The sequence below is a fragment of the Acinetobacter sp. YH12068_T genome (genome assembly GCF_024606005.1).
In the GTDB taxonomy this organism is placed as follows: domain Bacteria; phylum Pseudomonadota; class Gammaproteobacteria; order Pseudomonadales; family Moraxellaceae; genus Acinetobacter; species Acinetobacter amyesii.
The window spans coordinates 3,111,266-3,136,193 of sequence record NZ_CP094555.1; the positions used below are offsets into that span (position 1 = coordinate 3,111,266).

The following is a 24,928-nucleotide window of genomic DNA, read 5'->3' on the forward strand; positions in this document are numbered from 1 at the left end:
GCAATTTCCCCTCTTGATTTAAGCTGCATTGGCACGAACAGCATCGGCCAAATGATTTGCTAACGCTGTGACTTCTTCAAGGTCATTACCTTCAACCATGACACGAATGACCGGCTCTGTGCCTGATTTACGAATCAAGATGCGACCACGCCCTTTAAGCTGAGCTTCAGCTTTTTCAAACTCGCTCACCAGTGCAGGTACAGTGTAGGGATCAAACATCGCAGCCAAGCGAACATTCACCAAGACATTTGGTAATAACTCAAACCCTTCCACCAATTCATGCAAAGCTTTACCTTGCTCAACCATCACCGTTAACACCTGAAGTGAAGCAATGATCGCATCACCTGTGGTGCTCTTGTCCAAAGTCAGAATATGACCTGATGGCTCACCGCCCGTTACCCAACCCTTTTCTTCTAGGCCTTGTAATACATAGCGGTCACCAACTTTGGCACGAAGCAAAGGCACATTGGCTTGATCTAAAGCAATTTCAAGCGCCATATTACTCATCACAGTACCCACGATACCCGCAGGCTTTTGACTCGCTTGAGTGGCTAAAATATACAGAATATGGTCACCAGTAATTTGCTGACCGTTTTTATCCACCATAATCACACGGTCGGCATCACCGTCAAAAGCAATCCCTAAATCCGCCTGATGTTCAACCACTGCTTTTTGTAAAAACTCAGGATGCGTCGAACCACAGTCTTTATTGATGTTTAAACCATCCGGTTCGTTAAACAGCGCAATCACTTTTGCACCCAGTTCACGATACACCGAAGGGCCGACGCTATAGGCTGCACCATTGGCACAGTCCACCACAATTTTTAAGCCTGTCAGGTCAAAATGGTACGGGAAGGTTGATTTACAAAACTCGATATAACGACCATTGGCATCTTTTACACGCACACTTTTACCTAAGTTTGCAGGGTCTTCAATCACCAAGTCATTTTCAAGTTCTTTGTTAATGGCTTCTTGAATTTCATCCGGCAATTTTTTACCTTCGCTCGAGAAGAACTTAATGCCGTTGTCAAAATACGGATTATGCGACGCCGAGATCACGATGCCTAAACTGGCATGTAATGCACGGGTTAAATGGGCAATTGCGGGTGTAGGTAATGGACCCAACAAATGAACATAAACACCTGCTGCGTTTAAACCGGCTTGTAATGCTGACTCTAAAATATAGCCCGATAATCGGGTATCTTTACCTAGTACAACGATGGGCTTTGCTTTTTTACTGTATTGTTTTAATACTTTACCTGCGGCAAATCCTAGTTTTAATGCAAATTCAGGGGTAATAGGCAATTCACCGAATTTGCCACGAATGCCATCTGTACCAAAATAACTCATGTTGTACTCACTTCTTAATGGTGATCTTAATCATCACTTTTTACTGCAAATACTTTACACCAAAAACAAAAAGGCCGTCATATTAATGACGGCCTTTTCGGCTAAAAGCTACTAAATATCAACCAACACGGTAGTTTGGTGCTTCTTTAGTAATAGTCACGTCATGTACGTGAGATTCAGACATACCTGCCGCAGTAATTTTGACAAACTGTGCATTTTTACGTAAGTCATCGATCACCGCAGAACCGGTATAACCCATAGATGAACGTAAACCACCCATCATTTGATGAACGATGTTACCCATTGGGCCTTTGTACGGTACGCGACCTTCAATACCTTCTGGTACAAGTTTTTCAGCGCCTGCTTTTGAGTCTTGGAAATAACGGTCAGCAGAACCTGTAGCACCTGCCATCGCACCCAATGAACCCATACCACGATACGCTTTGTAGTAACGACCTTGGAAGAATTCAACTTCGCCCGGTGCTTCTTCTGTACCAGCCATTAATGAACCTACCATGATGGTACTCGCGCCTGCACCAATCGCTTTTGCCATATCACCAGAGAAACGGATACCACCGTCTGCGATCAATGGAATTTGATCTTTTAGTGCATTGGCAACGCTGTCAATCGCAGAGATTTGCGGCATACCAATACCAGCCACAATACGTGTAGTACAGATTGAACCTGGGCCAATACCCACTTTCACTGCATCTGCGCCAGCATCTAATAATGCAAGTGCTGCATCACCAGTCGCGATGTTACCGCCAATCACTTGAACTTGTGGATAGTTGGCTTTTACCCAACGTACACGTTCAATTACACCTGCAGAGTGACCATGTGCTGTATCAACAACAATCGCATCAACACCCGCTTCCACCAATGCTTCTACACGGCTTGGTGTTTCTGCACCTGTACCAACTGCAGCACCAACGCGTAAACGACCTAAGTCATCTTTGCAACTGTTTGGATAGTTTTCAGCTTTACGGAAATCAGTAACCGTGATTAAACCTTTCAGTTCGTTGTTGTCATTTACAACAAGGACTTTTTCAATACGGTGTTTTTGAAGTAATGCTTGGATGTTTTCTTTTGATTCGTTTTCACGAACAGTCACCAAACGATCATGGCCTGTCATGATGTTACTAACAGGTTGCTCAAGATTGGTTTCAAAACGAGTGTCACGACCAGTAACAATACCCACCACTTGACCGTCTTTCACCACTGGTACACCGCTGATGTTATTTGCTTGAGTTAAAGCAATCAGCTCACGTACAGTCGTTTCTGGTGTAACGGTAATTGGGTCTTTCACCATACCTGCTTCAAATTTTTTCACGCGGCGAACTTCTGCAGCTTGTGCAGCAATATCCATGTTTTTATGCAGGATACCGATACCACCGTTTTGCGCCATTGCAATCGCCATACGTGATTCAGTCACAGTATCCATCGCAGCAGAAACAAGTGGAATATTCAAATTGATGCCACGTGTGAAACGTGTCTTAAGAGAGACATCTTTTGGGAGAACAGTAGAATAGGCAGGGAGTAATAAGACATCATCAAAGGTTAGGGCTTCTTGAACGATGGTCAACATAACAGTCTCGCTGGTAATTTCCGTGAGCCATTATATACAAATTTCCGTTCAATTTTCATTTTAATTGCGGCAATTCCTTACGGAGTTTTCAATATTAACCATCGAATATGCTGTTTTCAGCAAGAATACTCTGGGGGTTGGTCAGCATCCAGTGCAATACAGGCAGAATCCGAAGATTCTACCTCTTAGATTTCAATAAATTTATTCTGGAAATAAAGCCTTAACTGACTTGATCGAAATCTTCGTCATTTTCAGCGTCATGCAGTGGAATACTGATCAATGGAATCATTTGATGCGCGATGCGTGCTTTATTACATTGCTCATCGGCGATTTGAACTTCTTTACAAGATGAACTACGTGCCTCATACATGTTACAACTCACCTGTTTGCCTACTTCTCCACCTAAAGCAATACAACGTGGATTTGCCTGATTCGTACCCACCATACATGAATACACCGATGTCACAGGTTCCGTATAATGTTCAGGCATATTTAGCCCTTCTGCCCAATAAAAAGAAACGCGATAGTGAGCACAACATGCTCCACAGGTTAAACATGCATCCTGAGTCGGTATTTGAGACAACATTTTTATCTATTCTCGTCATCTAAAAGCTTATTTTATGGACGAAAAATATTAAAAAATGTTATCTGCAAACTCAATTATTTTTTGAAATTTTCAAGTCATTATACTGGGCAAGTAAAAACTGTCTCATCCATTAAATCGACACCACATTGTAAGGTTTCGATCCAATCTAAGAATTGATTGATCTGTTCTTTACCAATAAACGGCGTGCCGTGCTGCGGTACGATCATTTCCACATCCATCGTCCGTACCATGTTGACCCACAGACGGATCACTTTGTTTGAACACATATAGCGCTGATGGAAGCCTTTCATTTTAGGAATATGAGCGGCAAAATTTTCTAAAGGTTTAGAGGCATCATCCACCATAGATGCGCCCATATCCCCTGAGAATAAAATTTTGGCAATCGGGTCATAAAATTGGAAGTTACCAACTGAATGTAGGAAGTGTGCAGGAACAGCCACCAAATGGCTATTGCCTAATGGAATCACCTGACCATGATCTGGCAGTTCGATCAGACGATCCAACCAGTTGCCTTTCATTCGGTCACTCATAAATGCAGAGTTTAAATGCGGTAAGAAACGCGCCCACAGCTTAGATGCCACCACTTTGGCGTCGGTATAAACCAACCAACGCGGCATCGAGGTAATAATGTCTGGGTCCTGATGCGAAGCCATCACATAGTCAAGATTGGTCAAACGGGTATATTTATTCAGTTCCATAGTCAGTGGGACATAAGTCAAGTCACCACCTGGATCAAGCACCGCTGCGCGCTCATTATCCAAAATCAGGAACTGGTTCGCCTGTACGCCCTCGCCTTTTACCAAACTGGTAAAGCTAATACATTTATGCTTTCCATCATCATAAAGTACCTGTGATGTTGTGCGTTCGAAAGCCATTCCCATTCCCCAAATTTTTTATCAAAAAATATATATTCTATAGGTGAATAACATATATTTATTTAGGGAAACTTACAATAAATATTCAGTCAATATTATCTGAAATATCAGTGAATTGAGTCTCATTTATTGGCAAATAATCCTGAGTTTTTAACTCAGGATTTCATGTATTTTTTAATATGGTGAGGTTAGCATTTAAAATAAATAGTGTTGTGCCAACGCAGCCAAACCAATCACCAAGAATACCAAGACGCCAATTTTATGAATCAGTGAAATCGGTAGTTTTTCTGCTAGTTTGTTGCCAATAAATACCGCAGGCGCATTAACCAACATGATGCCTAGCGTCGTCCCCAATGTCACCCAGCCAATACTGTCAAATCGTGCTGCCAGTGCAACTGTAGCAATTTGGGTTTTATCCCCAATTTCAGCCAAGAAGAACAGAACAAAAGTGGCACCAAAAACCCCATATTTTTGCCATTTATTGATACTTTCAGATTCATCATCCAATTGATCGGGGATCAACATCCACACCGCCATAGCAATAAAGCCCAGAGAAACGATCCACAATAAAACGATTGGGCTTAAAACGGTGGTAATCCATTGACCCAGCACAGCAGAAACCCCGTGGTTCACCACAGTCGCTAGGAAAATTGCAATTAAGATCGGAACGGGTTTACGAAAACGTGCAGCAAGCAGTAAGGCAAGTAATTGTGTTTTATCGCCCATTTCTGACAGGGCAACAACAGCAAGGGAAATGAAGAAAGCGGTTAACATGGTGCATTTCTCTGGCTAGCAATAACATATACCGATGACTTATCCCTCCTGCTAGCCAATGTGCAGAGTGATAAATCAAAGGTCTTGCCAACAAAAGAAAGCTACGAAGAGCTCATTTGGTTCTTTGCTATGATGACCATGCTCGTTTTAGAGCAAATATGTTGACCATCACCTTTTTACTTTGCGTAAAAAGCGGCTACTCCCCAATGAAGTAATGCTATTCTAGCGAGGAATGCATGTTTTCGCAATTTTAATTTTCGATGACTCAATTTGATATGCAAAACAATAATCAAAAATTTCAAGAATTTATTCAACACTATATGCATGTGCAGGATGTATTAATCATTGCAGGCGGCCCGTCTCAGCTCAGTTTTGACTTAACCACCATTCAGCCCTCAAAAAAGCTGCTAATCATTTGCTGTAATCAAAGTTTTCTTCAACTTCCTCAGGCTCAAATTGCCCATCATTCAGATTATGCATGGTGGTTACACTATCAACCCATGCTCAAAGCCTGCTTTCAAGGTGACATCATTAGCGGATGTGGTTTAGGTCACAACCGTCCATATCCTGAACATGAAGTGATTAACTTTAAAACCGTGCGTATCGATACGCAAGCGGAGTTATTTCATTCACCGTACTTTGTTTATGGTAATAATTGCGGCCTTCAAGCCTATTCACTCGCACATCTCTTTCAACCGCAGCGTATTTGGCTGATGGGCTATGACTTTCAGCACCAACACGGTCAAACACATGCATATCAGCATCAACATGTGCAAGAACTGGGGCATTATGAAAAGTTTTGGGGTTTATTTTTAAAAGACTTCCAACGCTTTGAACATTTACGACATAAGCTTTGGTCGACGGCGCAGCCACATCGTACGCTTCCACTCACCTATAACCTCAACGCAAACTCAGCATTAAAGCTCTACCCTTCACCCATTGAACTTCCTGATTGGCTTTGTCAGTCCACCACCACCACGCCATAAAAAAACCCTGCCAAAGCAGGGTTCATTTTGAAACTTAAACAGGTCAGATTAGATCAATAAAGTTCGGATATCTTTGAGCAGCTTCGTCAGTTTATTGGCAAAACGTGCAGCATCCGCTCCATTAATCACACGGTGATCGTATGACAATGACAACGGCAGCATCAAACGTGGATCAAAGCTTTCACCATTCCATACTGGCTGCATGGTTGCAGGTGAAATACCCAAAATCGCCACCTGTGGCCAGTTGACCAACGGTGTAAATGCCGTGCCACCAATTGAACCCAAACTGGTAATGGTAAAATTCGCACCTTGTAGATCTTTTGGCGAAAGTTTTTTGTCACGTGCTTTTTGACTCAGCTCACCCAACTCAATTGCAATCTGCTTAATGGATTTTTGATCTGGATTACGCAGTACAGGCACGGTCAAACCATCAGGCGTGGCAACGGCAATCCCCATATGGATTTCATTACGTAACAATACTGACTTGCCATCATCAGACAAATGACCTGCAAATTCACGCTCTTCTTTCAACAAATAAGCCACTGCTTTGATGATGAAAGCCATAATGGTTAAGCCAATACCTTCTTTCTTAAAGTTAGCTTTTAAATCATTACGCCAAGCTTCAAGATCGGTAATATCCGCTGCATCGAACTGCGTCACTTGCGGGATAAAGTTGTTTAAAGACAATTGCGGGATCGACACTTGTTGTAAACGTGTCAAAAGTTTCTCTTCGACACCACCAAAAGCATCAAAACTTGGCAACTTCGGCAAACCTGAAACCTGTGCCACAGCTTGCGCTGCTGGTGCAGCTTGCGGAGTGGTCAAACGGGTTTTTACATAAGCGAATAAATCTTCTTTCATTAAACGCTCATGCGGGCCAGATGCTTTGACTTCTGCCAAAACCACACCCAATTCACGTGCAAGCTTACGAACGGCCGGACCTGCATACACTTTGGCATTGGCAGCATTTTGCTCTTTGGTGAGCTTATCTGCGCCTTGTGGTTGCGGTGCTGCTGCTTCAACATTGCTTTTAGCTTTAGGTGCAACTGTCGCAGGCTGTGCTACAGCTGGTGCAGGTTTCGCTGCTGGCGCGGGTGCTGCAACAGCTTGACCTTCAGCTTCAATCGTCACTAAAGCGACGCCTTCAGAGACACTTTGCCCTAACTGGACATGAATCGCGGTGATTTTACCAGCTGTAGAGCTTGGCACTTCTACCGTTGCTTTGTCTGATTCCACCACGATGATGCTTTGGTCTTTTTCAACCACATCACCCACAGCGACTAAAATTTCAGCCACTGCTGCTTTATCAACACCTAAGTCAGGCACTGCAATTTCAACAGGTCCAGACGGCGCTGGTGCTGCTTCTGCAACAACAGGTGCAGCAACAGGCTGTGCAGTTTCTTGCACAGGAGCCGATTCAACCGCAGCAGATGAAGCCGCCGTTTTCACCGTTAAAATCACTACACCTTCTTTCACTACATCGCCAGCGCTGATCGTGATCGATTCGACACGGCCTGATACAGTACTTGGGACTTCGACTGTCGCTTTATCTGATTCCACCACGATAATACTTTGATCAACATCAATCTCATCACCAACAGAGACCAAAATATCACTTACCGTAGCTTTTTCTACTCCAATATCAGGGACTTGCACATCGACACTTTGCGACTGAGGAGCATTGGCTGCAACAGGTGCTGCTGCAGCTTGTTCTGCTTCCACAACCGGAGTTGGTTCTGCTGCTTGGTCTTCAGTTGCATTTTGTACTGACTCAACGGTAGCAGTACTTTGACCTTCTGCTTCCAACTCGATCAGCACAGCACCTTCAGCAACACTGTCACCTAGATTGACTGCAATGCTTTTCACCACGCCTGCCGAAGTGCTTGGCACTTCAACAGAGGCTTTGTCAGACTCTAACAACACAATGCTGTCATCAACGCTAATGGTGTCGCCGACTTTCACTAAAATCTCAGCGACCGTTGCTTTATCTACACCAATATCAGGAGTCGTAATTTGCATGATTAGTTCTCCTCTTTGTAGTCAGCCACAGCATGCAGTTCCGGCGTTTCCTGCGGAGCCCATGCCATTGGACGGTCAGTATCTAGCTCAAAGCTTGAGATGGCATCTTTAACCAAACGTGCATCAACTTCGCCTTCATCCGCGAGTTTTTTCAATGTTGCTACCACAATATGTGCGGCATCAACACCAAAATAGCTACGTAAGTTGCCACGTGTATCTGAACGACCATAACCATCTGTACCTAATGCAACGAACGGACGATTGTCTGGAAGATAAGCACGGATTTGTTCGCTATAAGCACGCATGTGATCGGTTGCCGATACCACAATACCGTCTTTTTCACGAAGTAATTGAGAGATCCAAGCTTCTTTCGTATCTTCAGCCAATGGATGTAGGCGGTTGTATTCTTCACACGCCATACCATCACGAGCTAATTCATTAAAGCTAGTGACGCTCCACACATTTGAATGAATTTGATATTCATCACGAAGGATTTTCGCTGCTTTAATCACTTCACGCAGAATCACACCTGAACCCATCAATTGAACCGTTGCTTTCTCATCTTCTTCGAAGAGATACATACCACGTTTAATGCCTTCTTCAGCACCTTCAGGAATAGCTGGATGTTCGTAGTTTTCATTCATTACTGTTAAGTAGTAGAACACACGCTCTTGGTTCACGTACATGCGTTTTAAACCATCATGTACGATTACTGCCAACTCATAACCAAAACATGGGTCATAAGAAATACAGTTTGGAATCGTATTTGCCAAGATATGTGAATGACCATCTTGGTGCTGTAAACCTTCACCGTTCAGTGTTGTACGACCCGCAGTTGCACCGAGCAAGAAACCTTGCGCCTGTGCATCACCTGCAGCCCATGCAATATCGCCAATACGCTGGAAACCGAACATCGAGTAGTACATATACATCGGAATCATTGGCAAGTTATTGGTTGAATAACTGGTTCCTAACGCAGCCCAAGCACTCATCGCACCCGCTTCGTTAATCCCTTCTTGTAACATGTGACCATCTTTAGCTTCACGGTAATGCATCAACTGTTCTTGGTCTTCAGGGGTATATTTTTGACCATGCGCAGCATAGATCCCTAACTGACGGAACATACCTTCCAAACCGAAAGTACGCGCTTCATCTGGCACAATTGGTACGACACGATCTTTAATGGCTTTTTCTTTCAATAATGATGAAATCAAACGTACCATCAACATGGTCGTCGATTGCTCTTTACCGCCACTGCCTTTGAGTACCGCATCAAACACAGACAATTCAGGAATCGCCAGCTGTTCACTTTCTTTACGACGTGCAGGTAAATAACCACCCAATGCCTCACGACGCGCCTTCATGTATTTCAATTCAGGCGAGTTTTCACTCGGACGATAGAATGGCACTTCTTCAAGCTGTTCATCGGTAAATGGCAAGTTGAAACGGTTACGCACGTATTTCAACGACTCAAGCTGCATTTTCTTGATTTGATGCGTCTTATTTACTGCTTCAATCTCTTCCGACAAACCATAACCTTTGACTGTTTTTGCCAAGATAACTGTTGGCTGACCCGTTTCCTTCATCGCTTCGGCATAAGCCGCATACACTTTGAATGGGTCATGACCACCACGGTTCAGGTTATCAATATCTTCATCGCTTAAGTTGCGCACCAACTCTTCAGCTTCAGGATACTTACCAAAGAAATGTGCACGCGTATACGCACCGCCTTTCACTTGATAGCGTTGGAAGTCACCATCGACCGCTTCTTCCATCACCGCTTTTAAGGCACCTGAATCATCTTTTGCCAGTAGCGGATCCCAATGACGACCCCATACCACTTTAATCACACGCCAGCCTGCACCACGGAACAATGATTCAAGTTCTTGAATAATTTTACCGTTACCACGAACTGGGCCATCTAGACGCTGTAAGTTACAGTTCACGACCCAAATCAGGTTGTCGAGCTTTTCACGGCCTGCAAGTGAAATGGCACCTGTACTTTCAGGCTCATCCATCTCACCATCACCGAGGTAAGCCCAAACTTTACGGTTTTCTTCTTTGATCAGGCCACGGTTCATCAAGTACTTTTGGATGTGTGCTTGATAGATCGACATGATTGGGCCTAGACCCATCGATACGGTTGGGAACTGCCAATAATCTGGCATCAAATATGGATGTGGGTATGACGGCAAACCTTTACCCCCCACTTCGCGACGGAAATTATTTAAGTGTTCTTCAGTCAAACGACCTTCTAAGAACGAACGTGCATAGATACCCGGTGCACAGTGACCTTGATAATAGATCATGTCACCGCCAAAGCTGTCGCTATTGGCACGGAAGAAGTGGTTAAAGCCCACGTCATATAAAGTTGCAGATGATGCAAAACTTGCCAAGTGACCACCTAAGTCATCACCTGTTTTATTGGCACGCAGTACCATCGCTAAGGCATTCCAGCGGATCAACGCACGAATACGGCGCTCCATATCCGAATCACCTGGCATAGGTGGCTGTTCTTCAACTGAAATGGTATTTAAGTAAGGAGTATTTAGTCGCTGAATGGGAACGTGCTTAGCAATCGCTTGTTGATAGAGTTTTTCAAGCAAAAATGCAGCGCGGTCAGTTCCCATGTGCTGTAAAACTGAATCAAATGCGTCCTGCCATTCTTGGGTTTCTTGCGCATCTGTATCGCCATAAAACGCCATACTTCACCTATCCTATGTGCTAAATATATGGCTCTATTAGTACCATATTTTGGCTAGGCTCAGTTATCGCCACAAATGAATACGAAATAGCTCTGTTATTTATTTACTAAATACTCATTGATTAACAATTACACAAATTTACATTTTTGGGTCAATTTTCGCCATTTTTCATACAGACAATATTTTTTAAAATGATAATTTTATAGTTATTAGCGATAAATAAAAAAGCCATTGTCTGTAGAGGTTCAGACAATGGCTTCGTATATAGATGTTATATGTGCTTATGGTAACATCGCTAAATACGTTGATGGGTTTTTACGTTGACCATCTTTCACTACTTCGTAATGCAAATGTGGGCCAGTACAACGACCAGTACAACCAACGTTAGCAATATGCTCACCCGCAGCAACACGGTCGCCTACACGTGCAATTAAGCGTGATGCATGTGCATAACGTGTCAGGTAACCATTACCATGGTTAATTTCAACATATTGACCATAACCTGTGCCCCAACCTGACTTTGTTACAATGCCTGGACCCGTTGCATAAATAGGTGTGCCACTAGCCGCAGAAAGATCTAAACCTGAATGATTCTCCGCACGGCCACCCATGGTACGACCACCATAGTTTGAACTTACACGCTTCATGTCTGGAAGTGGGTGGGCAATTAACCATGAATATGGATTATTTGAACTTGCTGAATAGTTTTTAGAGGAATTGCTTGAACCGTATTTTTTTGCGATTGTCGCATTGTTGAGCTCAATTGATTTTTCACGAATTTTAACATTCAACTTAGTTTCTGCTGGAATATCAATATCATTGCTTTCAGAGTAAGCACCTTGAGACAAAGTGCGAGTTAACTGTTCAATACGATCTGATGATGAATCTGCTTGATTTAATTCAACTAAATCTGCAAAAGCGACTGAAGCAGCCGAAGCAGCCAATGAAAACGCCAATAAAATACGTCGTAAATGCATAAAAAACCTCTATAAACTGTTCTCTTTTGTTCCTTGTGTGATTTCGTCCTTGATATCAGCCAAAAGGAGCGCATAAGATTAAGACATAAACATGTAGGAAATATGTATGTCAGAACCTGTCAACGTCTTTCAACCAACAAGAAAACACATAAAAACAGGAAACTTTTCGTTTCTCTCAACGCAAGTTGCTGCATGGCAGAAGCTTACGAAAATTGTCCAACCGCTATTGCCCCAACCGGATCAATGGCAAGTCGTTTGTTATATAAATGGTGTACTTATATTAACTGGAGAAAATCAGGCACTGATAAGTCAGTTGGCCTATTTACAAAAGCAATATATTGCACAGTTATCACAAATATACGAATTCAAGGATTTACACAAGATTCAAGTTCGTCTGAGAACTCCGTCTCCAACGCCCCATTCCCCTGAAAAAATTTCAAGAACCCTCAGTACAGAAACTCAGGATTTACTCCGTAGTGCTGCTGACTTTGTGAGCGACCCTAAGCTTAGCCAAGCAATGCTGCGTTTGGCAAGCAATAAAAAGTAACTACCGAGTTGTAACAGATAAATTTGAATATTCAGAATGTGACAGACTTAACACTTGCAAATGATATAATATAACATCACTATTATAAGACAATGACTTATGTCACATTCACATAACTAATTGGGCAATCTTTAATGTCATCAAATGTTACAATTTCATAGCTGTCTGGATCACTTTTGACATTGCGTAATAACTGATTATTTAATGCATGACCCGACTTATAGGCATCATATTTCGCAATAATTTGATGACCGAGCAAATATAAATCACCCACGGCATCTAATATTTTGTGACGAACAAACTCATCTGAGAAGCGTAAACCTTCTTCATTGACCACACCATTGTCATCTACGCCAATGGCATTTTCGAGACTTGCCCCTAAAGCCAAATTATTGGCTTTGAGGTAATCCAAATCTTTCATAAAGCCAAAAGTCCGCGCTTCACTGACTTCATAAACAAAAGTTTCGGTTGAAAAGTCGATAGTTGCCGACTGAAATTCTTTCTTAAATGCAGGATGGTCAAAATCAATCGTAAAATTTAATTGGAAACCATCATGCGGTTGGAAGGCAGCACGTTTATCATCGATCAGTGCTTCGACAGGTTTGCGTATTTTTATGAATTTTTTAGGTGCATTTTGTTCTTGTAGTTCACCTTGCATAAGCAAATAAATGAACGGGCCGGCACTCCCATCCATAATGGGCACTTCAGACGCCGACACTTCCACGATCAGGTTATCAATCCCTAAACCAGCAATCGCACTCATAATGTGCTCAATTGTGCCCACCTTGGCATTTTCTTGCACCAAGTTAGAACACATGAATGCTTCTTGAATCAGCATAGCATCGGCTGGAATATCAATCGGTGGATTTAAGTCGATACGACGAAACACAATCCCCCCATCGGCATGATGTGGCACAAAGTTTATCATCACTTTTTGCCCACTATGCAGTCCGATGCCACTCGCTTTCACGATGCGTTTCAGGGTACGTTGTTTCAACATGTGTCTTCTATCATCAGTTCACAAAACCGCTATACGTTAGCATATTTAGCCATTGATAAAAAACAAAAAGGTAGCTGATCAGCTACCTTTTGTAATCAACAGACATTTAAGTCATTGAATTTATGTTATTTACGCTGCTGATTTTTCAAATAGTCTTGAATACTCATTGGCGTAGGGCGTGAATTGGATGCTGACGCCGCTGCTGCAGCTGGAGCTGCTGCTTCATTGTGCTGACGTTGAATCGCTGGCACATCATCTTCATCTACAGGTACTTGTGCAGAAGCGACTGTACGCGTTGCTTGTGCGACAGGGCGTTTCACTGGCTCAGCAGAATCGGCAGAATTACGAGTTAAACCCGTTGCGATCACCGTTACACTAATTTCATCACGTGCATCTGGATCAAATACCGTACCGTAGAATACTTGACCTTCATCAAGATCCACAATTTGGTTCACCACATCAGTGATTTCTTCAATTTCACCGAAGGTTACGTCATCGCCACCTGTAACGTTAATCAAAATGCCTTTTGCATTCATGATGGTCACGTTATCTAACAACGGGCTACGGATCGCTTGTTCAGCAGCTTGACGCGCACGGTTTTCACCACGACCAGAACCTGCACCCATCATTGCATAACCACGTGTACTCATCGCAGTCTTCAAATCGGCGAAGTCAAGGTTGATATGACCTGGACGCACGACAAGATCAAAGATACTACGTACAGCATTTAACAGTACGTCGTCTGCTTTTTTGTAAGCATCTTTCATTGAAATATCGCGGAATACTTTAAGTAAACGTTGGTTCGGAATAATAATCAGAGAATCAACATGTTGCTCAAGTGCTTCAATACCTTTCTCAGCAGACTGCTGACGACGTTTACCTTCAAAGTTAAACGGAGTCGTCACCACACCTACAGTTAAGATACCCATTTCTTTGGCAATTTCAGCAACAACTGGCGCAGCACCTGTACCTGTACCACCACCCATACCTGCAGTCACAAACACCATGTCCGTACCTTCAAGGTGTTGGCGAATCAACTCACGGCTTTCTTCAGCAGCAGTTTGACCCACTTGTGGATTTGCACCTGCACCCAAACCACGGGTACTTTGCTCGCCGAGTTGGATTTTAAATTGTGCATTCATGCGGTCGAGTGCCTGTTTGTCTGTATTGGCACAAACAAATTTTACACCTTCGATATCTGATTCCAACATATGTTGCACAGCGTTGCCGCCAGCACCACCTACACCGAATACTGTGAAACGGGCTTGACCGTTGCTGTCGCTTTGATCATCTTCTAAAAATTCAAATGAGGCCATGCCTAAAAAATTCCTAATCCATAATTGGCAGACACTTCAGCCCGTATACTGCCTTGATCTTAATAAAAATTGTTTTTTAGAATGCTGTCCAAGTTCCAGCTTGTCAAGTACAAGCAATAATCCGTACAACTTCCCAACAATATTCCCAAATATTTCAACTTAAAAGATCGACTTCAAGGTGTCATTGAAGCCCCACCATGCACGTTTTACCCGATTCAATACTGAAAGTTTTTCCGTATCTTCTGGCTCAACGATCGTATCTTGTGTTTCACTTTGACTGAAAATTAACAGACCTGCGGCAGTCGCGTATTGTGAACGACGTAAAGCGGCTTGCTGTTGATCATCAGCATACACTTGCATAGGTGGATTACCTAAATGTGCAGAAACACCTAACATCCGACGCGCAAATGTCACCATTCCTTCAATTTGGCAGGCATCACCTGTGAGTACAACACCATGGTATAAACCATGAATCGCACCATGATCGACCAACTCATTACGCACTTGATTAAGAATTTCTTCATAGCGCGCAATAATGATTTCGGTCAGTTCAATACGACTAATGGTTTGTGGACCATCAATACCTTGGAACTGAATCATACTTTCAGGTTTAACCACTTTCAGATCAACACAACCATACAACAGCTTAATACGTTCAGCTTCTTCTGTTGTGGTTTGCAATACAGCAGCAATATCACGCGTTACATGCTCACCGCCACGTTGCAAAGTGTGTGTCATCGCCAAGCGACCATCTAAATACACCGCAATATTGGTCGTACCAGCACCAATATCAACCAAGCACACACCATATTCTTTTTCATCTTTAAGCAAACTAGCTTCAGCAGTTGCTAATGATGAAATGACCATGCGTTCAACACCAATATTGGCACCTTTTAATGCACGATCCAAATTCTGCATGGTGCTGATGGGCAACATCATCAAATGATAATGTCCTGTCATACTCCGTGCTGACATGCGAATCGGGTTTAACACCCATTCGGGTTCATCATCTAGTTCAAAACCTAAAGGTACAGCACTCACCAAATAGTGGTCAGACGTTAAATGACTGGCTTTGGCCAGTTCTAATGCACGCACCACTTCATTGGTGGTAATCGCATGGTCATTATTTTCAATTGGAGTGCGACCAGAGGCATAAAAACTTTTTAGTTCAGCACTTGGAATAGAAATCCACGCAGAATGTACACGACATTCCGCCATATCTTCTGCTTCCTGCACTGCATTTTTAATTGCGGTAACAACTTTATCGAGACTGACAATTTTCCCTTTATTCATGCCGCGGTTACGAGCGGTCGCCATCCCTACCACTTGGATATTGTCTGGCGCGTGTACCTTACCAATCAAAACTGAAACTTTGTGTGTCCCAATGTCAATCGCAACAACCGAGGGAACAGCTTCATTCATTATTTACTACTACCATTCACATGTTTGTTTAATTTATGGCTTAAAGCCTCTACTTATAAAGCCGATCATTATGGCTTTACAGGCGCTGCATTCGCAATGCCTATGTCATCACTGGTTACAACAAACTGACCATTTACCGACTTTGCTGGCACAGAGTTTTTCCATTGAATCGCTAAACCATTTCGGTAGCGCAAATCGATGGCAGAAATTCGTGGCCAAACAGGTTTTAAGTCACTGTGTGCGAGATAACTTAAACGCTGCAACTTACTCATGGTCTGATCTTGATCGACAATCACGCGTAAGCCTGAATCAAACTGCATAAACCAAGTCATTCGTTCGGTTAAATATAATTCTTTTAAACGAATGCCAACAGGTATAAATAGTTGATTAATTTCATTATAGCGACGCATCATCATTTTGGACTGACTCGTCGGCCCATGCAATAACGGTAAATTCTGATGATTGGTCGGAGTTAATTCAGCAAATACATCACCACTGTCGCTTAACAGTCGCCCAGTTCCCCAACGTGCAATCGCTTGACGCGGCATCACCCGTACACGAATTGCATTCGGCCATGCACGCGATACCACCACGCGATCGACCCAAGAGATTTCTAAAGTACGGTCACGAATGACACGTAAATCAGAGGTAAAATAGTTTTCAGTCATCATCGGTGAAACGTATGATATGACTTGTTGTTTTTCTTGGGCGCTCCGCACACCCACCACATCAAGTTCAGCCACACGTGCATCCGTCATGACTTTATATAGCCCCCAAATTCCGGCAATCAAAACCACACATGCAATAAACAACAACAGCCATCCACCCACATTGGTAAGCTTTTCCTTACGTGTCGGTGGTTTGTCATGTATCGATGTCGTTGCTGCACGTTTACGGCGCATAGACGCAGGAAGTTGAGCCATAATTTAGTGTGCCGCACCTGTTAAGGTTTGTTCCAAAATTGCAACACAAAGATCTTCAAAACTATAACCTACAGCATTAGCAGCTTTTGGCACTAGAGAATGACTGGTCATCCCCGGAACAGTATTTACCTCAAGTAACCAAAAGTTTCCTTCTGCATCCTGCATCGCGTCAATACGCCCCCAACCACTCGCACCTACCGCTTGGAAAGCGCGTAAAGATAAAGCTTGTAGACGCTTTTCTTCATCTTCAGTTAAGCCACATGGAATACCATATTGCACATCGTTACGGTTATATTTCGCTTCGTAATCGTAAAAAGCCACATCTGCAGGCGGTTCTAAACGAATCACCGGTAAAGCCTGACCATTTAAAATCACAATGGTAAATTCACGTCCGGTAATCCATTTTTCAGCCATCACGACTGCATCATGCTGGGTCGCTTTTGCAATTGCGGTTGCAAAGTCTTCAATTTTTTCAACTTTGCTCATACCAATGCTTGAACCTTCATGCACGGGCTTGATGATAAATGGCAAACCAATTGAATCTACAATTTCTTGTAAATCTGAATCTTTACTGACAATACGATATGGTGCTGTCGGTAGTTCTGAACCTTGCCAAACTTGTTTAGTTTTGACTTTATCCATACCAATCGCCGAGCCTTGAACGCCCGTTCCAGTGTACGGAATGTTTAACCATTCCAAAGTACCCTGAATTTGACCATCTTCACCACCACGGCCATGAAGTACGATAAATGCACGGTCATAAGCCACCAACTCAGTCACACTGCGTTGCTGCGGATCGAATGCTTCGGCATTTACACCCGAATGCACCAATGCTTCAAGTACAGCTTTACCACTATCGAGAGAAACCTCACGTTCGGCAGATTTCCCACCTAATAACACGGCAACTTTGCCGAATTTTGAAGCATTTGACACGTTTATATCCTTAAACTTTTATCTACGGTCTAAACAAACTTTGGATCACCAAGCGGTGATCATTTTACATAGAGATTGTTTTGAGCAAGTTCGATTGAGATTGCTCCAACATTACCTGCGCCCTGTGTTAATAACAAGTCATTTGCTTGTAACACTTTTTTCATTACTGCTTGTAAGTTGCCTTCTACTGGATCGATGAGAATCGGTTCAACTTCACCACGTAGACGAATGCTTCGAGCCAATGCACGACTATCTGCACCCACAATTGGTTTTTCACCCGCAGGATAAACTTCTAATAACAACAGTTGATCGACTTGTGACAAGACATCGACGAAGTCATCAAAACAGTCACGCGTACGGCTAAAACGGTGCGGTTGGAACATCATCACTAAACGACGATCTGGATGACTTGCACGTGCCGCTTTAATGGTCGCTTCGACTTCTTTTGGATGGTGACCATAGTCATCGACCAATTTCACCAAGCCATCTTCAACTTCAAATTCGCCTTGTACTTGGAAACGACGACCTACACCACTGAAGCTTTCTAAGGCACGCGCAATCGCAGCATCAGAAACACCTTCATCCGTTGCAATACCAATCGCTGCCAAGGCATTTAAGATATTATGAAGACCCGGCAAGTTAATGGTTAAACGTAACGGCTCACGGTCTTTACGCAAAACGGTAAAGTGTGATTGCATGCCTTCTTGAGCCACATCAACAGCACGAATATCGTTGTCTTCATTGAAACCATAAGTCACGACAGGACGACCAATACGCGGCATAATTTCACGGATGTTGGCATCATCACCACACATCACAGCTAAACCGTAAAATGGAAGGCGCTGTAAGAATTGTACGAAGGTATCTTTCAATACATCGAAACTACCGCCATAGGTATCCATATGGTCAGCGTCGATATTGGTGACAATCGTTGCCATCGGCTGTAAATGCAGGAATGACGCATCTGATTCGTCCGCTTCAGCCACGATATAACGGCTTGCACCCAATGCAGCATTCACACCTGTACGATTTAACAAACCACCAATGACATAAGTTGGGTCTAGATTTTCTTCTGCCAACATGCAGGTCACAAGACTTGTTGTCGTAGTTTTGCCATGCGTCCCCGCAACAGCAATACCATGACGGTAACGCATTAATTCACCCAACATTTCTGCACGACGCACGACAGGTGTACGAGTTTCAATCGCCGCTTTCACTTCCGGGTTTTCAGAATCAATAGCTGTTGATACCACGATCACATTGGCGCCTTGAATATTTTCAGCAGCATGACCGATGAAAACTTGAATGCCGTTTTCTTCAAGCTGAGCCGTGGTTTTCGACGCTTTAATATCTGAACCTGAAACTTTATAGCCTTGGTTTTTCAATACTTCGGCAATACCGCACATGCCCGCACCACCAATCCCAATAAAATGGATGTGTTTAATACGGCGCATTTCTGGCACTTTAATGAGCTTTTTCGCTTGATCGGCAGGCGTTGATGGAGACATAGATTACTCGAATTTTACAAATCTTGAATTAAACTAACCACGTGCTGTGTCGCATCGGGTTGTGCCTGTTGTCGAGCCTTAACCGCCATTTCCATAAGTCGTTGGCGATTCATCAGCGGCTTCAACAACGCTGTTAAACTTTCTGCGGTCATGTCCGCTTGTGGGCAAATTTTTGCGGCATTGATATTGGCCAAGAATCCGGCATTTGCAGTTTGATGGTCATCCACTGCACTTGGCAGAGGAACAAACACGGCTGCTACACCCGCTGTCGCAATTTCAGTGACGGTTAGCGCACCAGCACGGCAGATAATCAAATCCGCTGCAGAATAGGCTGCTGCCATATCTTCAATAAACGGCTGAACTTCAACTTGTATATGTTCAGGTGCGTTTGCATAACGAGCCAATGTGCTTTCAGCATTATTTTGACCACACTGATGATATACACTCAGGGGCTGTTCTAATTGCTGCAAAGCAGCCGGCACACATTCATTTAAGGCACGTGCCCCCAGTGAGCCCCCTACAATTAAAATCCGTAATGGCAAACCAGCTTTTTCACGCTCTTGGTAACGCCATGACGGATTTAAAATTTCTGTAATTTCTTTACGTACAGGATTACCTGTGGTCACGATTTTATCTTGTGCAGGAAAGGTATTTGGAAATGCCTGACACACCGTTTTCGCCACACGCGATAATTGCGTATTGGTAAAACCTGCCACCGCATTTTGTTCATGGATAATAACCGGAATACCCAATGCACGAGCAGCCAAACCACCCGGTCCAGCCACATACCCCCCAAAACCTGCAACAGCATCGACTTTGAGTTGTTTCATATAACGCATGGCACTCAATGTAGCTTTGAGAATTTTAAACGGTGCCATCAGCTTACGCACGACTCCATTGCCGCGCACGCCTTGGATATCAATTTGATAAATTGGAATATTATGATTTTTAAGCAGGCGATTTTCCATGCCTGTTGGCGTTGCGAGCCAAGAAACTTCACAGCCTTGTTGTTGCAACTCTTTGGCAACAGCGAGCGCTGGAAAGACATGGCCACCGGTTCCGGCAGCCATCATCATGACATGTTTCGGCTTTACTTGCGTTACTTCGGTCACTGTCTAATTCTTCAATTCTAAAAAGAGGCTAATGATATTCGATTTTAAGCAAACAATTGTAATCACAAACGCATGACCGTGAAAGGTAATTTACTTTTTTTCAACAGGCGTATGATTGTTTTTTTCTACTATTTTAAAAGTTTAAACTAGTTTTATTATTAATCTATGAGAATTGAAAAAAAATCCGACAATTTTTCACTTTAATTGCATTCACTTACAGTTTTTTGCTTTTTAAGCTCCCCTCCCCTTAGCGCAGGACAAAAAAAGAGCCCGTGGAGGACTCTTTTAAATCTAGTGCAAAATTAAGCTTTTAAACCTGCCTCAAGGCCATCAAATAAATCATCGGCAATCGAGGTGCCAAATTGCGCATCAATTTCACGTACGCAGGTTGGACTGGTGACATTGATTTCAGTCACGTAATTACCAATCACATCCAGACCGACAAAGACTAAACCTTTTTCACGAAGGAATGGCCCGACTTTGGCTGCAATGGCTTTATCATTTTCGGTCAATGGACGCGCCTCGCCCAAACCACCTGCCGCCAAGTTGCCACGCACTTCACCGTTTTGCGGAATACGCGCCAAACAATACGGCACTGGCTCTCCATTGATCATCAAAATGCGTTTGTCACCATCCACAATTTCAGGGATGTATCTCTGCGCCATAATCGGCTGTGTGCCGTTATTGGTCAGGATTTCAATGGTTGAACCAATATTAACGCCATCTTGGTATAAACGAAAAATGCCCATACCGCCCATGCCATCTAATGGTTTCACGATCACATCGCCATGTTCTTGTAAAAATTCACGAATCAGACTTTGCTGTGAAGTCACCAAGGTCGGTACTTGAAGTTCAGGGAATTGCGTCGCGAACAATTTTTCATTGCAGTCACGTAGGCTTTGTGGCTTGTTAATAATCCATGCGCCTTCGCGTTCAGCCTGTTCCAAAATATAGGTGGTGTAGACAAAGTTCATATCAAACGGCGGATCTTTACGCATCAAAACCACGTCATAAGCTGCAATTGATTCTTTTTGTTTTTCGCCGAGTTCGTAATAGTGGTTGTAGTCTTCAAAAACTTTTAGCGGTGAAATCAAACCAAAGGCTTTGCCTTGATCGATATATAAATCTTGCTGTAATGCATAGCCTAGCTCATGTCCACGACGTGCTGCAGCCCATAGCATCGCCATTGAGGTATCTTTTTTTAGGTTTACATTTTCGATGGGATCCATCACAACAAGTACACGCATTATTCAGTGCTCTGTTCATTATCAATTTATGAACGAGTATAGCCGAGATTTTTCTTTTGTTTATTCTGATTTTGCATGTGTATGTATGGATTCGTGTGATGCAGGCGATAATTCAAAACATTTCTATCATCGGCTTTATCTCAATAATGGAAATAAGCCATGAAAGCATTATGGCGTTAGGCCTGTGTAAATCGACGCCAAGCAATTGAGACAGATATTCATCACATCTACATCTCGCCCATCACTATTTTTGGTGAAAAAACACGTGCTTTTTATTTCTTTAGCTATTGTGTTAATTATTGTAAATAAAAAAATAGAATTCATTGATGATCAACATTGAGCAGATGGCTATCATTCTTGATGCTTTACCAGACCCTGCATTTGTCATATCACGTAGTGGAAAATACGTTGCAGTTTTTGGCGGGCGCGATAATCGTTATTATCACAATGGTTCCGGTCTTGTTGGTACCTATATTTCAGATGTGATCAAGCCAGATAAAGCCAACTTGTTTATGCAACTGATCGACCAAGCTCTAGCGTCAGGAAATCTACTCATCGAAGAGTACGAATTGAGCAATAGGGATGTAAAAGGTCTGCCCGATTATGGTCCTGAAGAGTCCATTTGGTTTGAGGTGCGCATCCAAGCTCTCAGTTTTTCGGTAGATGAAGAAGACGTTGTACTTTGGGTCGCAAGTAATATTTCAGCGCGTCACAACCTGGAAATCAAGCTGAAAGAACTCAGCCATACAGATCAGTTAACCGGTCTTTTCAACCGAAGAAAATTAGAGCATGACTTAGCATTACATTATGAATCATACCTACGGCATTCCATACAGACCTCGATCTTGATGTTCGATCTTGATAACCTCAAAAAGATCAACGACAGCAATGGCCATCATGTTGGTGATGAGGCAATCCGAGCAGTCGCAGATATTCTTCGTTTAACGCTGCGTAAGACCGATTGCGCCTGCCGCTTAGGTGGAGATGAGTTTGTGGTCGCCTTGCCCAACACGGGCTGCGAGCAGGCCATCCAGTTTGCCAAACGGATTCATGAACATTCCAGAAAAGAATTAAGTCGGTTTTCAATAGATAACGCGCATGTCACCGTGAGCATAGGAGTGACAACCATCATGCCTGAAGATTGCACCTACGAAGATACAATTCAACGTGCTGATCTAGCGCTGTATAAAGCTAAACATGGCGGGAAAAATAGAATTGTCGCGGCCTAAGTGTGCGCCAGAAATAAACCAAATTTCACAGTCTATTTTGCAATTCGATATTCAAGCCGTTGTGATTGCTCAACATGAAACCTTTTCCCTTTTCAGCATCATTTTAATTTAGATAGGTGTTTAATATGCAGCAAGCCATTGTTGATTTTGCCTTGGATGATAAAAATCATTGGTATGCCATTTTAGCTTGTGGTCATACACAGCATGTCCGCCATGATCCTCCATGGCAAAACCGTCCTTGGGTTATCACTGAGCAAGGACGGAAAGAAAAGTTAGGGGTAATGTTGGAATGTAAGAAGTGTGATGAAGAGAGTTTCGTATAAGAGATTTTATGTTAAATATAGTCTCAGGCTAATAATTTAAGCTATCTTAGTAAGTTCAAAAAATTATCAAAACTATCACATACTTCTATCAATTCTAATTTAGGCTGTCCATGTTGATCCTTGATATATTGATCATGGTACATAAGAACTACTTTCGGATTATTAACGTCAGATCTGTAGTCAAATCCGATATAGTCACCACAACCATTTAGTCCAAAGACGACTATCTTATCATGGCCATATATATCCTGATCTTGACAGTTTTCAATATGATCACCTCCTACCCCTTGTCCAAAACAACAAAAGGCTATGCTAGATTCTCCAACTTCATTGTTAGAATCAGAATATTCAAAGCTATTCTCAATAAATTGCACCCCATTGTGGGAAGCAATCAGCTTTTTATAACTTAAAGGAAAATTAATTTTATTATCTTGCTCAAAAATTTCTATGACCTTTACGTCGATTGGTCCGAAGTCATACATAATATTTAAGTTCTGATAAGGCATATGATTGTTTTACCTGCTAGGAATAACGAAATTTCGTATAATCGCCATTATGTTAAATAAGAAAATTAGTAATTTATTTCTTATATTATTTATAGGCAGTATTATTAACCCACAATCCTAGCTTCGTAATAAAGCAAGTATAATCATCCTCAACGTCAAAGCTGTAAGTTTTTAATCGGAATGCCTCTGAGAGAACGTGAACACTTTCACCATTAACACATATTGGACTAGGTACATTATCATCACCTATACATTCGATAGGTCCTTCTAAGCCATATTTGATAAAAGTAAAATATTCAACATTTTCAATATCAAAACCTTTTTTATCCGCATTAAATATATTGCTAGGATGGTAACTTCCAGCCACATTTTCCATACTTGTTTTTCGTAATGGATTCACCATAAAAACAAGACCAATGATTTCTTGATCAGATGTTTCTATAGCTTGACCGTTCTTCAACTCATCCAAGCGCGTCCATCCAATATTCTTAACCCAGAATGTCTGATTAGACCTCAGCATATTACTGACCATTTTTCCTTTGCGAGAAAGTTGCAATAATTTGCTTTTATTTAATTTGGATAAATCTGTATTTGCTTTAATTTGGAAATAGGTTAGCTCCCAAATCTCACTATTCTCACAAGTAGATATTCTTATAACAGGTTTATAGCATAACTCTCCGTCACCATTTTTTGGCTTTGACAGTACTAAATCTCCGACTTTAATGTTCTGAATGGCGATTAAACCTTTGTCTGTATTTATACGTGTTCCAGCAGGAAAACCAGCCCCTGAATTAAGATATGAGTCCATAAGTCTCTCTTATATTTTTAATTTGATGATTAGTGAGCTTTCCTAAAATTAACATAATACACGTTATACGAAATTCTATTTTTATTTATTATAAATCATAGTGTTATAAAATAGAGAAAAACCCAATCATCTCGGGTTGGGCTTTTTTAATGATTTTTCACGTTTCATGAATACCA

Annotated in this window: 22 protein-coding genes and 1 riboswitch; of the genes, 4 read left to right on the forward strand and 18 right to left on the reverse strand. The window is 42.4% G+C overall.

Annotated features, from left to right (window positions below; all coding sequences use genetic code 11):
* Positions 1-18 precede the first annotated feature (18 nt).
* The 5 genes from glmM to MST18_RS14845 form a co-directional block, all read right to left on the reverse strand.
* Positions 19-1,350, reverse strand: a complete 1,332-nt coding sequence (gene glmM / locus MST18_RS14825; protein WP_180131185.1) for a phosphoglucosamine mutase — start codon at positions 1,348-1,350, stop codon at positions 19-21.
* Between the two features lie 118 nt (positions 1,351-1,468).
* Positions 1,469-2,935 carry an IMP dehydrogenase gene (gene guaB, locus MST18_RS14830; protein WP_078190562.1) on the reverse strand — a complete coding sequence of 489 codons (1,467 nt, stop codon included), beginning with the start codon at positions 2,933-2,935 and terminating at the stop codon, positions 1,469-1,471.
* Positions 2,936-3,155: 220 nt separating this feature from the next.
* Positions 3,156-3,521: a YkgJ family cysteine cluster protein gene (locus MST18_RS14835; RefSeq protein ID WP_078193208.1), complete on the reverse strand. Its 366-nt coding sequence runs from the start codon at positions 3,519-3,521 to the stop codon at positions 3,156-3,158.
* A gap of 98 nt (positions 3,522-3,619) precedes the next feature.
* Complete coding sequence (locus MST18_RS14840) at positions 3,620-4,417, reverse strand: MBL fold metallo-hydrolase (protein WP_078190564.1); 798 nt, start codon at positions 4,415-4,417, stop codon at positions 3,620-3,622.
* A 195-nt stretch (positions 4,418-4,612) separates the two neighbouring features.
* The gene (locus MST18_RS14845) at positions 4,613-5,191 is read right to left on the reverse strand and encodes a TMEM165/GDT1 family protein (protein ID WP_180132799.1); all 579 of its coding nucleotides are present in this window, start codon (positions 5,189-5,191) and stop codon (positions 4,613-4,615) included.
* A 74-nt stretch (positions 5,192-5,265) separates the two neighbouring features.
* Positions 5,266-5,408: riboswitch (yybP-ykoY riboswitch) on the reverse strand.
* 58 nt (positions 5,409-5,466) lie between these two features.
* Between MST18_RS14845 and MST18_RS14850 the strand changes: the two genes are divergently transcribed.
* Positions 5,467-6,177, forward strand: a complete 711-nt coding sequence (locus tag MST18_RS14850) for a methyltransferase type 11 (protein ID WP_180132800.1) — start codon at positions 5,467-5,469, stop codon at positions 6,175-6,177.
* A 48-nt stretch (positions 6,178-6,225) separates the two neighbouring features.
* On the opposite strand, the gene MST18_RS14855 is transcribed toward MST18_RS14850, so the two are convergent.
* From MST18_RS14855 to MST18_RS14865, 3 genes are all read right to left on the reverse strand, one after another.
* On the reverse strand, positions 6,226-8,196 hold the full coding sequence (locus tag MST18_RS14855) for a 2-oxo acid dehydrogenase subunit E2 (protein WP_180132801.1): 1,971 nt from the start codon (positions 8,194-8,196) through the stop codon (positions 6,226-6,228).
* Between the two features lie 2 nt (positions 8,197-8,198).
* Entirely contained in the window at positions 8,199-10,901 is a 2,703-nt protein-coding gene (aceE, locus tag MST18_RS14860) for a pyruvate dehydrogenase (acetyl-transferring), homodimeric type (RefSeq protein WP_180132802.1), read from the reverse strand.
* A 281-nt stretch (positions 10,902-11,182) separates the two neighbouring features.
* Positions 11,183-11,878, reverse strand: a complete 696-nt coding sequence (locus tag MST18_RS14865; protein WP_078193213.1) for a M23 family metallopeptidase — start codon at positions 11,876-11,878, stop codon at positions 11,183-11,185.
* 106 nt (positions 11,879-11,984) lie between these two features.
* On the opposite strand from MST18_RS14865, the gene MST18_RS14870 reads away from it, so the two are divergent.
* Complete coding sequence (locus MST18_RS14870) at positions 11,985-12,425, forward strand: DciA family protein (RefSeq protein WP_078193214.1); 441 nt, start codon at positions 11,985-11,987, stop codon at positions 12,423-12,425.
* A gap of 97 nt (positions 12,426-12,522) precedes the next feature.
* Here MST18_RS14870 and lpxC read toward each other — a convergent pair whose 3' ends face one another.
* The 8 genes from lpxC to gshB form a co-directional block, all read right to left on the reverse strand.
* Positions 12,523-13,425 carry a UDP-3-O-acyl-N-acetylglucosamine deacetylase gene (lpxC, locus tag MST18_RS14875; protein WP_078193215.1) on the reverse strand — a complete coding sequence of 301 codons (903 nt, stop codon included), beginning with the start codon at positions 13,423-13,425 and terminating at the stop codon, positions 12,523-12,525.
* Positions 13,426-13,550: 125 nt separating this feature from the next.
* Complete coding sequence (gene ftsZ, locus MST18_RS14880; protein ID WP_078193216.1) at positions 13,551-14,741, reverse strand: cell division protein FtsZ; 1,191 nt, start codon at positions 14,739-14,741, stop codon at positions 13,551-13,553.
* 159 nt (positions 14,742-14,900) lie between these two features.
* Entirely contained in the window at positions 14,901-16,163 is a 1,263-nt protein-coding gene (gene ftsA / locus MST18_RS14885) for a cell division protein FtsA (RefSeq protein ID WP_180132803.1), read from the reverse strand.
* A gap of 68 nt (positions 16,164-16,231) precedes the next feature.
* Positions 16,232-17,086: a cell division protein FtsQ/DivIB gene (locus MST18_RS14890; protein ID WP_078193218.1), complete on the reverse strand. Its 855-nt coding sequence runs from the start codon at positions 17,084-17,086 to the stop codon at positions 16,232-16,234.
* Between the two features lie 3 nt (positions 17,087-17,089).
* Positions 17,090-18,019, reverse strand: a complete 930-nt coding sequence (locus MST18_RS14895; protein ID WP_180131195.1) for a D-alanine--D-alanine ligase — start codon at positions 18,017-18,019, stop codon at positions 17,090-17,092.
* 59 nt (positions 18,020-18,078) lie between these two features.
* On the reverse strand, positions 18,079-19,527 hold the full coding sequence (murC, locus tag MST18_RS14900) for a UDP-N-acetylmuramate--L-alanine ligase (RefSeq protein WP_078190576.1): 1,449 nt from the start codon (positions 19,525-19,527) through the stop codon (positions 18,079-18,081).
* Between the two features lie 14 nt (positions 19,528-19,541).
* Complete coding sequence (gene murG / locus MST18_RS14905) at positions 19,542-20,603, reverse strand: undecaprenyldiphospho-muramoylpentapeptide beta-N-acetylglucosaminyltransferase (RefSeq protein WP_218952688.1); 1,062 nt, start codon at positions 20,601-20,603, stop codon at positions 19,542-19,544.
* A 338-nt stretch (positions 20,604-20,941) separates the two neighbouring features.
* Entirely contained in the window at positions 20,942-21,886 is a 945-nt protein-coding gene (gshB, locus tag MST18_RS14910; protein ID WP_180132805.1) for a glutathione synthase, read from the reverse strand.
* Positions 21,887-22,212: 326 nt separating this feature from the next.
* Here gshB and MST18_RS14915 point away from each other — a divergent pair, with 326 nt between their 5' ends.
* Both MST18_RS14915 and MST18_RS14920 read left to right on the forward strand, forming a co-directional pair.
* Positions 22,213-23,115, forward strand: a complete 903-nt coding sequence (locus MST18_RS14915; RefSeq protein WP_180132806.1) for a GGDEF domain-containing protein — start codon at positions 22,213-22,215, stop codon at positions 23,113-23,115.
* Positions 23,116-23,240: 125 nt separating this feature from the next.
* Positions 23,241-23,438, forward strand: a complete 198-nt coding sequence (locus MST18_RS14920) for a DUF3565 domain-containing protein (protein WP_180132807.1) — start codon at positions 23,241-23,243, stop codon at positions 23,436-23,438.
* 41 nt (positions 23,439-23,479) lie between these two features.
* On the opposite strand, the gene MST18_RS14925 is transcribed toward MST18_RS14920, so the two are convergent.
* Positions 23,480-23,944 (reverse strand): SMI1/KNR4 family protein, encoded by a 465-nt coding sequence (locus MST18_RS14925; RefSeq protein ID WP_076753373.1) that lies wholly within the window; start codon positions 23,942-23,944, stop codon positions 23,480-23,482.
* A gap of 85 nt (positions 23,945-24,029) precedes the next feature.
* Positions 24,030-24,752, reverse strand: a complete 723-nt coding sequence (locus MST18_RS14930; protein ID WP_180084441.1) for a hypothetical protein — start codon at positions 24,750-24,752, stop codon at positions 24,030-24,032.
* Positions 24,753-24,928: the final 176 nt, after the last annotated feature.

Coding starts and splice junctions, on each gene's coding strand:
- MST18_RS14930 (WP_180084441.1), bottom strand. CDS start 24,752: ATGGACTCATATCTTAATTCAGGGGCTGGTTTTCCTGCTGGAACACGT.
- MST18_RS14915 (WP_180132806.1), top strand. CDS start 22,213: ATGATCAACATTGAGCAGATGGCTATCATTCTTGATGCTTTACCAGAC.
- lpxC (WP_078193215.1), bottom strand. CDS start 13,425: ATGTTGAAACAACGTACCCTGAAACGCATCGTGAAAGCGAGTGGCATC.
- MST18_RS14925 (WP_076753373.1), bottom strand. CDS start 23,944: ATGCCTTATCAGAACTTAAATATTATGTATGACTTCGGACCAATCGAC.
- guaB (WP_078190562.1), bottom strand. CDS start 2,935: ATGTTGACCATCGTTCAAGAAGCCCTAACCTTTGATGATGTCTTATTA.
- MST18_RS14850 (WP_180132800.1), top strand. CDS start 5,467: ATGCAAAACAATAATCAAAAATTTCAAGAATTTATTCAACACTATATG.
- MST18_RS14835 (WP_078193208.1), bottom strand. CDS start 3,521: ATGTTGTCTCAAATACCGACTCAGGATGCATGTTTAACCTGTGGAGCA.
- murG (WP_218952688.1), bottom strand. CDS start 20,603: ATGATGATGGCTGCCGGAACCGGTGGCCATGTCTTTCCAGCGCTCGCT.
- MST18_RS14920 (WP_180132807.1), top strand. CDS start 23,241: ATGCAGCAAGCCATTGTTGATTTTGCCTTGGATGATAAAAATCATTGG.
- MST18_RS14845 (WP_180132799.1), bottom strand. CDS start 5,191: ATGTTAACCGCTTTCTTCATTTCCCTTGCTGTTGTTGCCCTGTCAGAA.
- MST18_RS14865 (WP_078193213.1), bottom strand. CDS start 11,878: ATGCATTTACGACGTATTTTATTGGCGTTTTCATTGGCTGCTTCGGCT.
- gshB (WP_180132805.1), bottom strand. CDS start 21,886: ATGCGTGTACTTGTTGTGATGGATCCCATCGAAAATGTAAACCTAAAA.
- MST18_RS14890 (WP_078193218.1), bottom strand. CDS start 17,086: ATGGCTCAACTTCCTGCGTCTATGCGCCGTAAACGTGCAGCAACGACA.
- murC (WP_078190576.1), bottom strand. CDS start 19,527: ATGTCTCCATCAACGCCTGCCGATCAAGCGAAAAAGCTCATTAAAGTG.
- ftsA (WP_180132803.1), bottom strand. CDS start 16,163: ATGAATGAAGCTGTTCCCTCGGTTGTTGCGATTGACATTGGGACACAC.
- aceE (WP_180132802.1), bottom strand. CDS start 10,901: ATGGCGTTTTATGGCGATACAGATGCGCAAGAAACCCAAGAATGGCAG.
- ftsZ (WP_078193216.1), bottom strand. CDS start 14,741: ATGGCCTCATTTGAATTTTTAGAAGATGATCAAAGCGACAGCAACGGT.
- MST18_RS14840 (WP_078190564.1), bottom strand. CDS start 4,417: ATGGCTTTCGAACGCACAACATCACAGGTACTTTATGATGATGGAAAG.
- MST18_RS14855 (WP_180132801.1), bottom strand. CDS start 8,196: ATGCAAATTACGACTCCTGATATTGGTGTAGATAAAGCAACGGTCGCT.
- glmM (WP_180131185.1), bottom strand. CDS start 1,350: ATGAGTTATTTTGGTACAGATGGCATTCGTGGCAAATTCGGTGAATTG.
- MST18_RS14870 (WP_078193214.1), top strand. CDS start 11,985: ATGTCAGAACCTGTCAACGTCTTTCAACCAACAAGAAAACACATAAAA.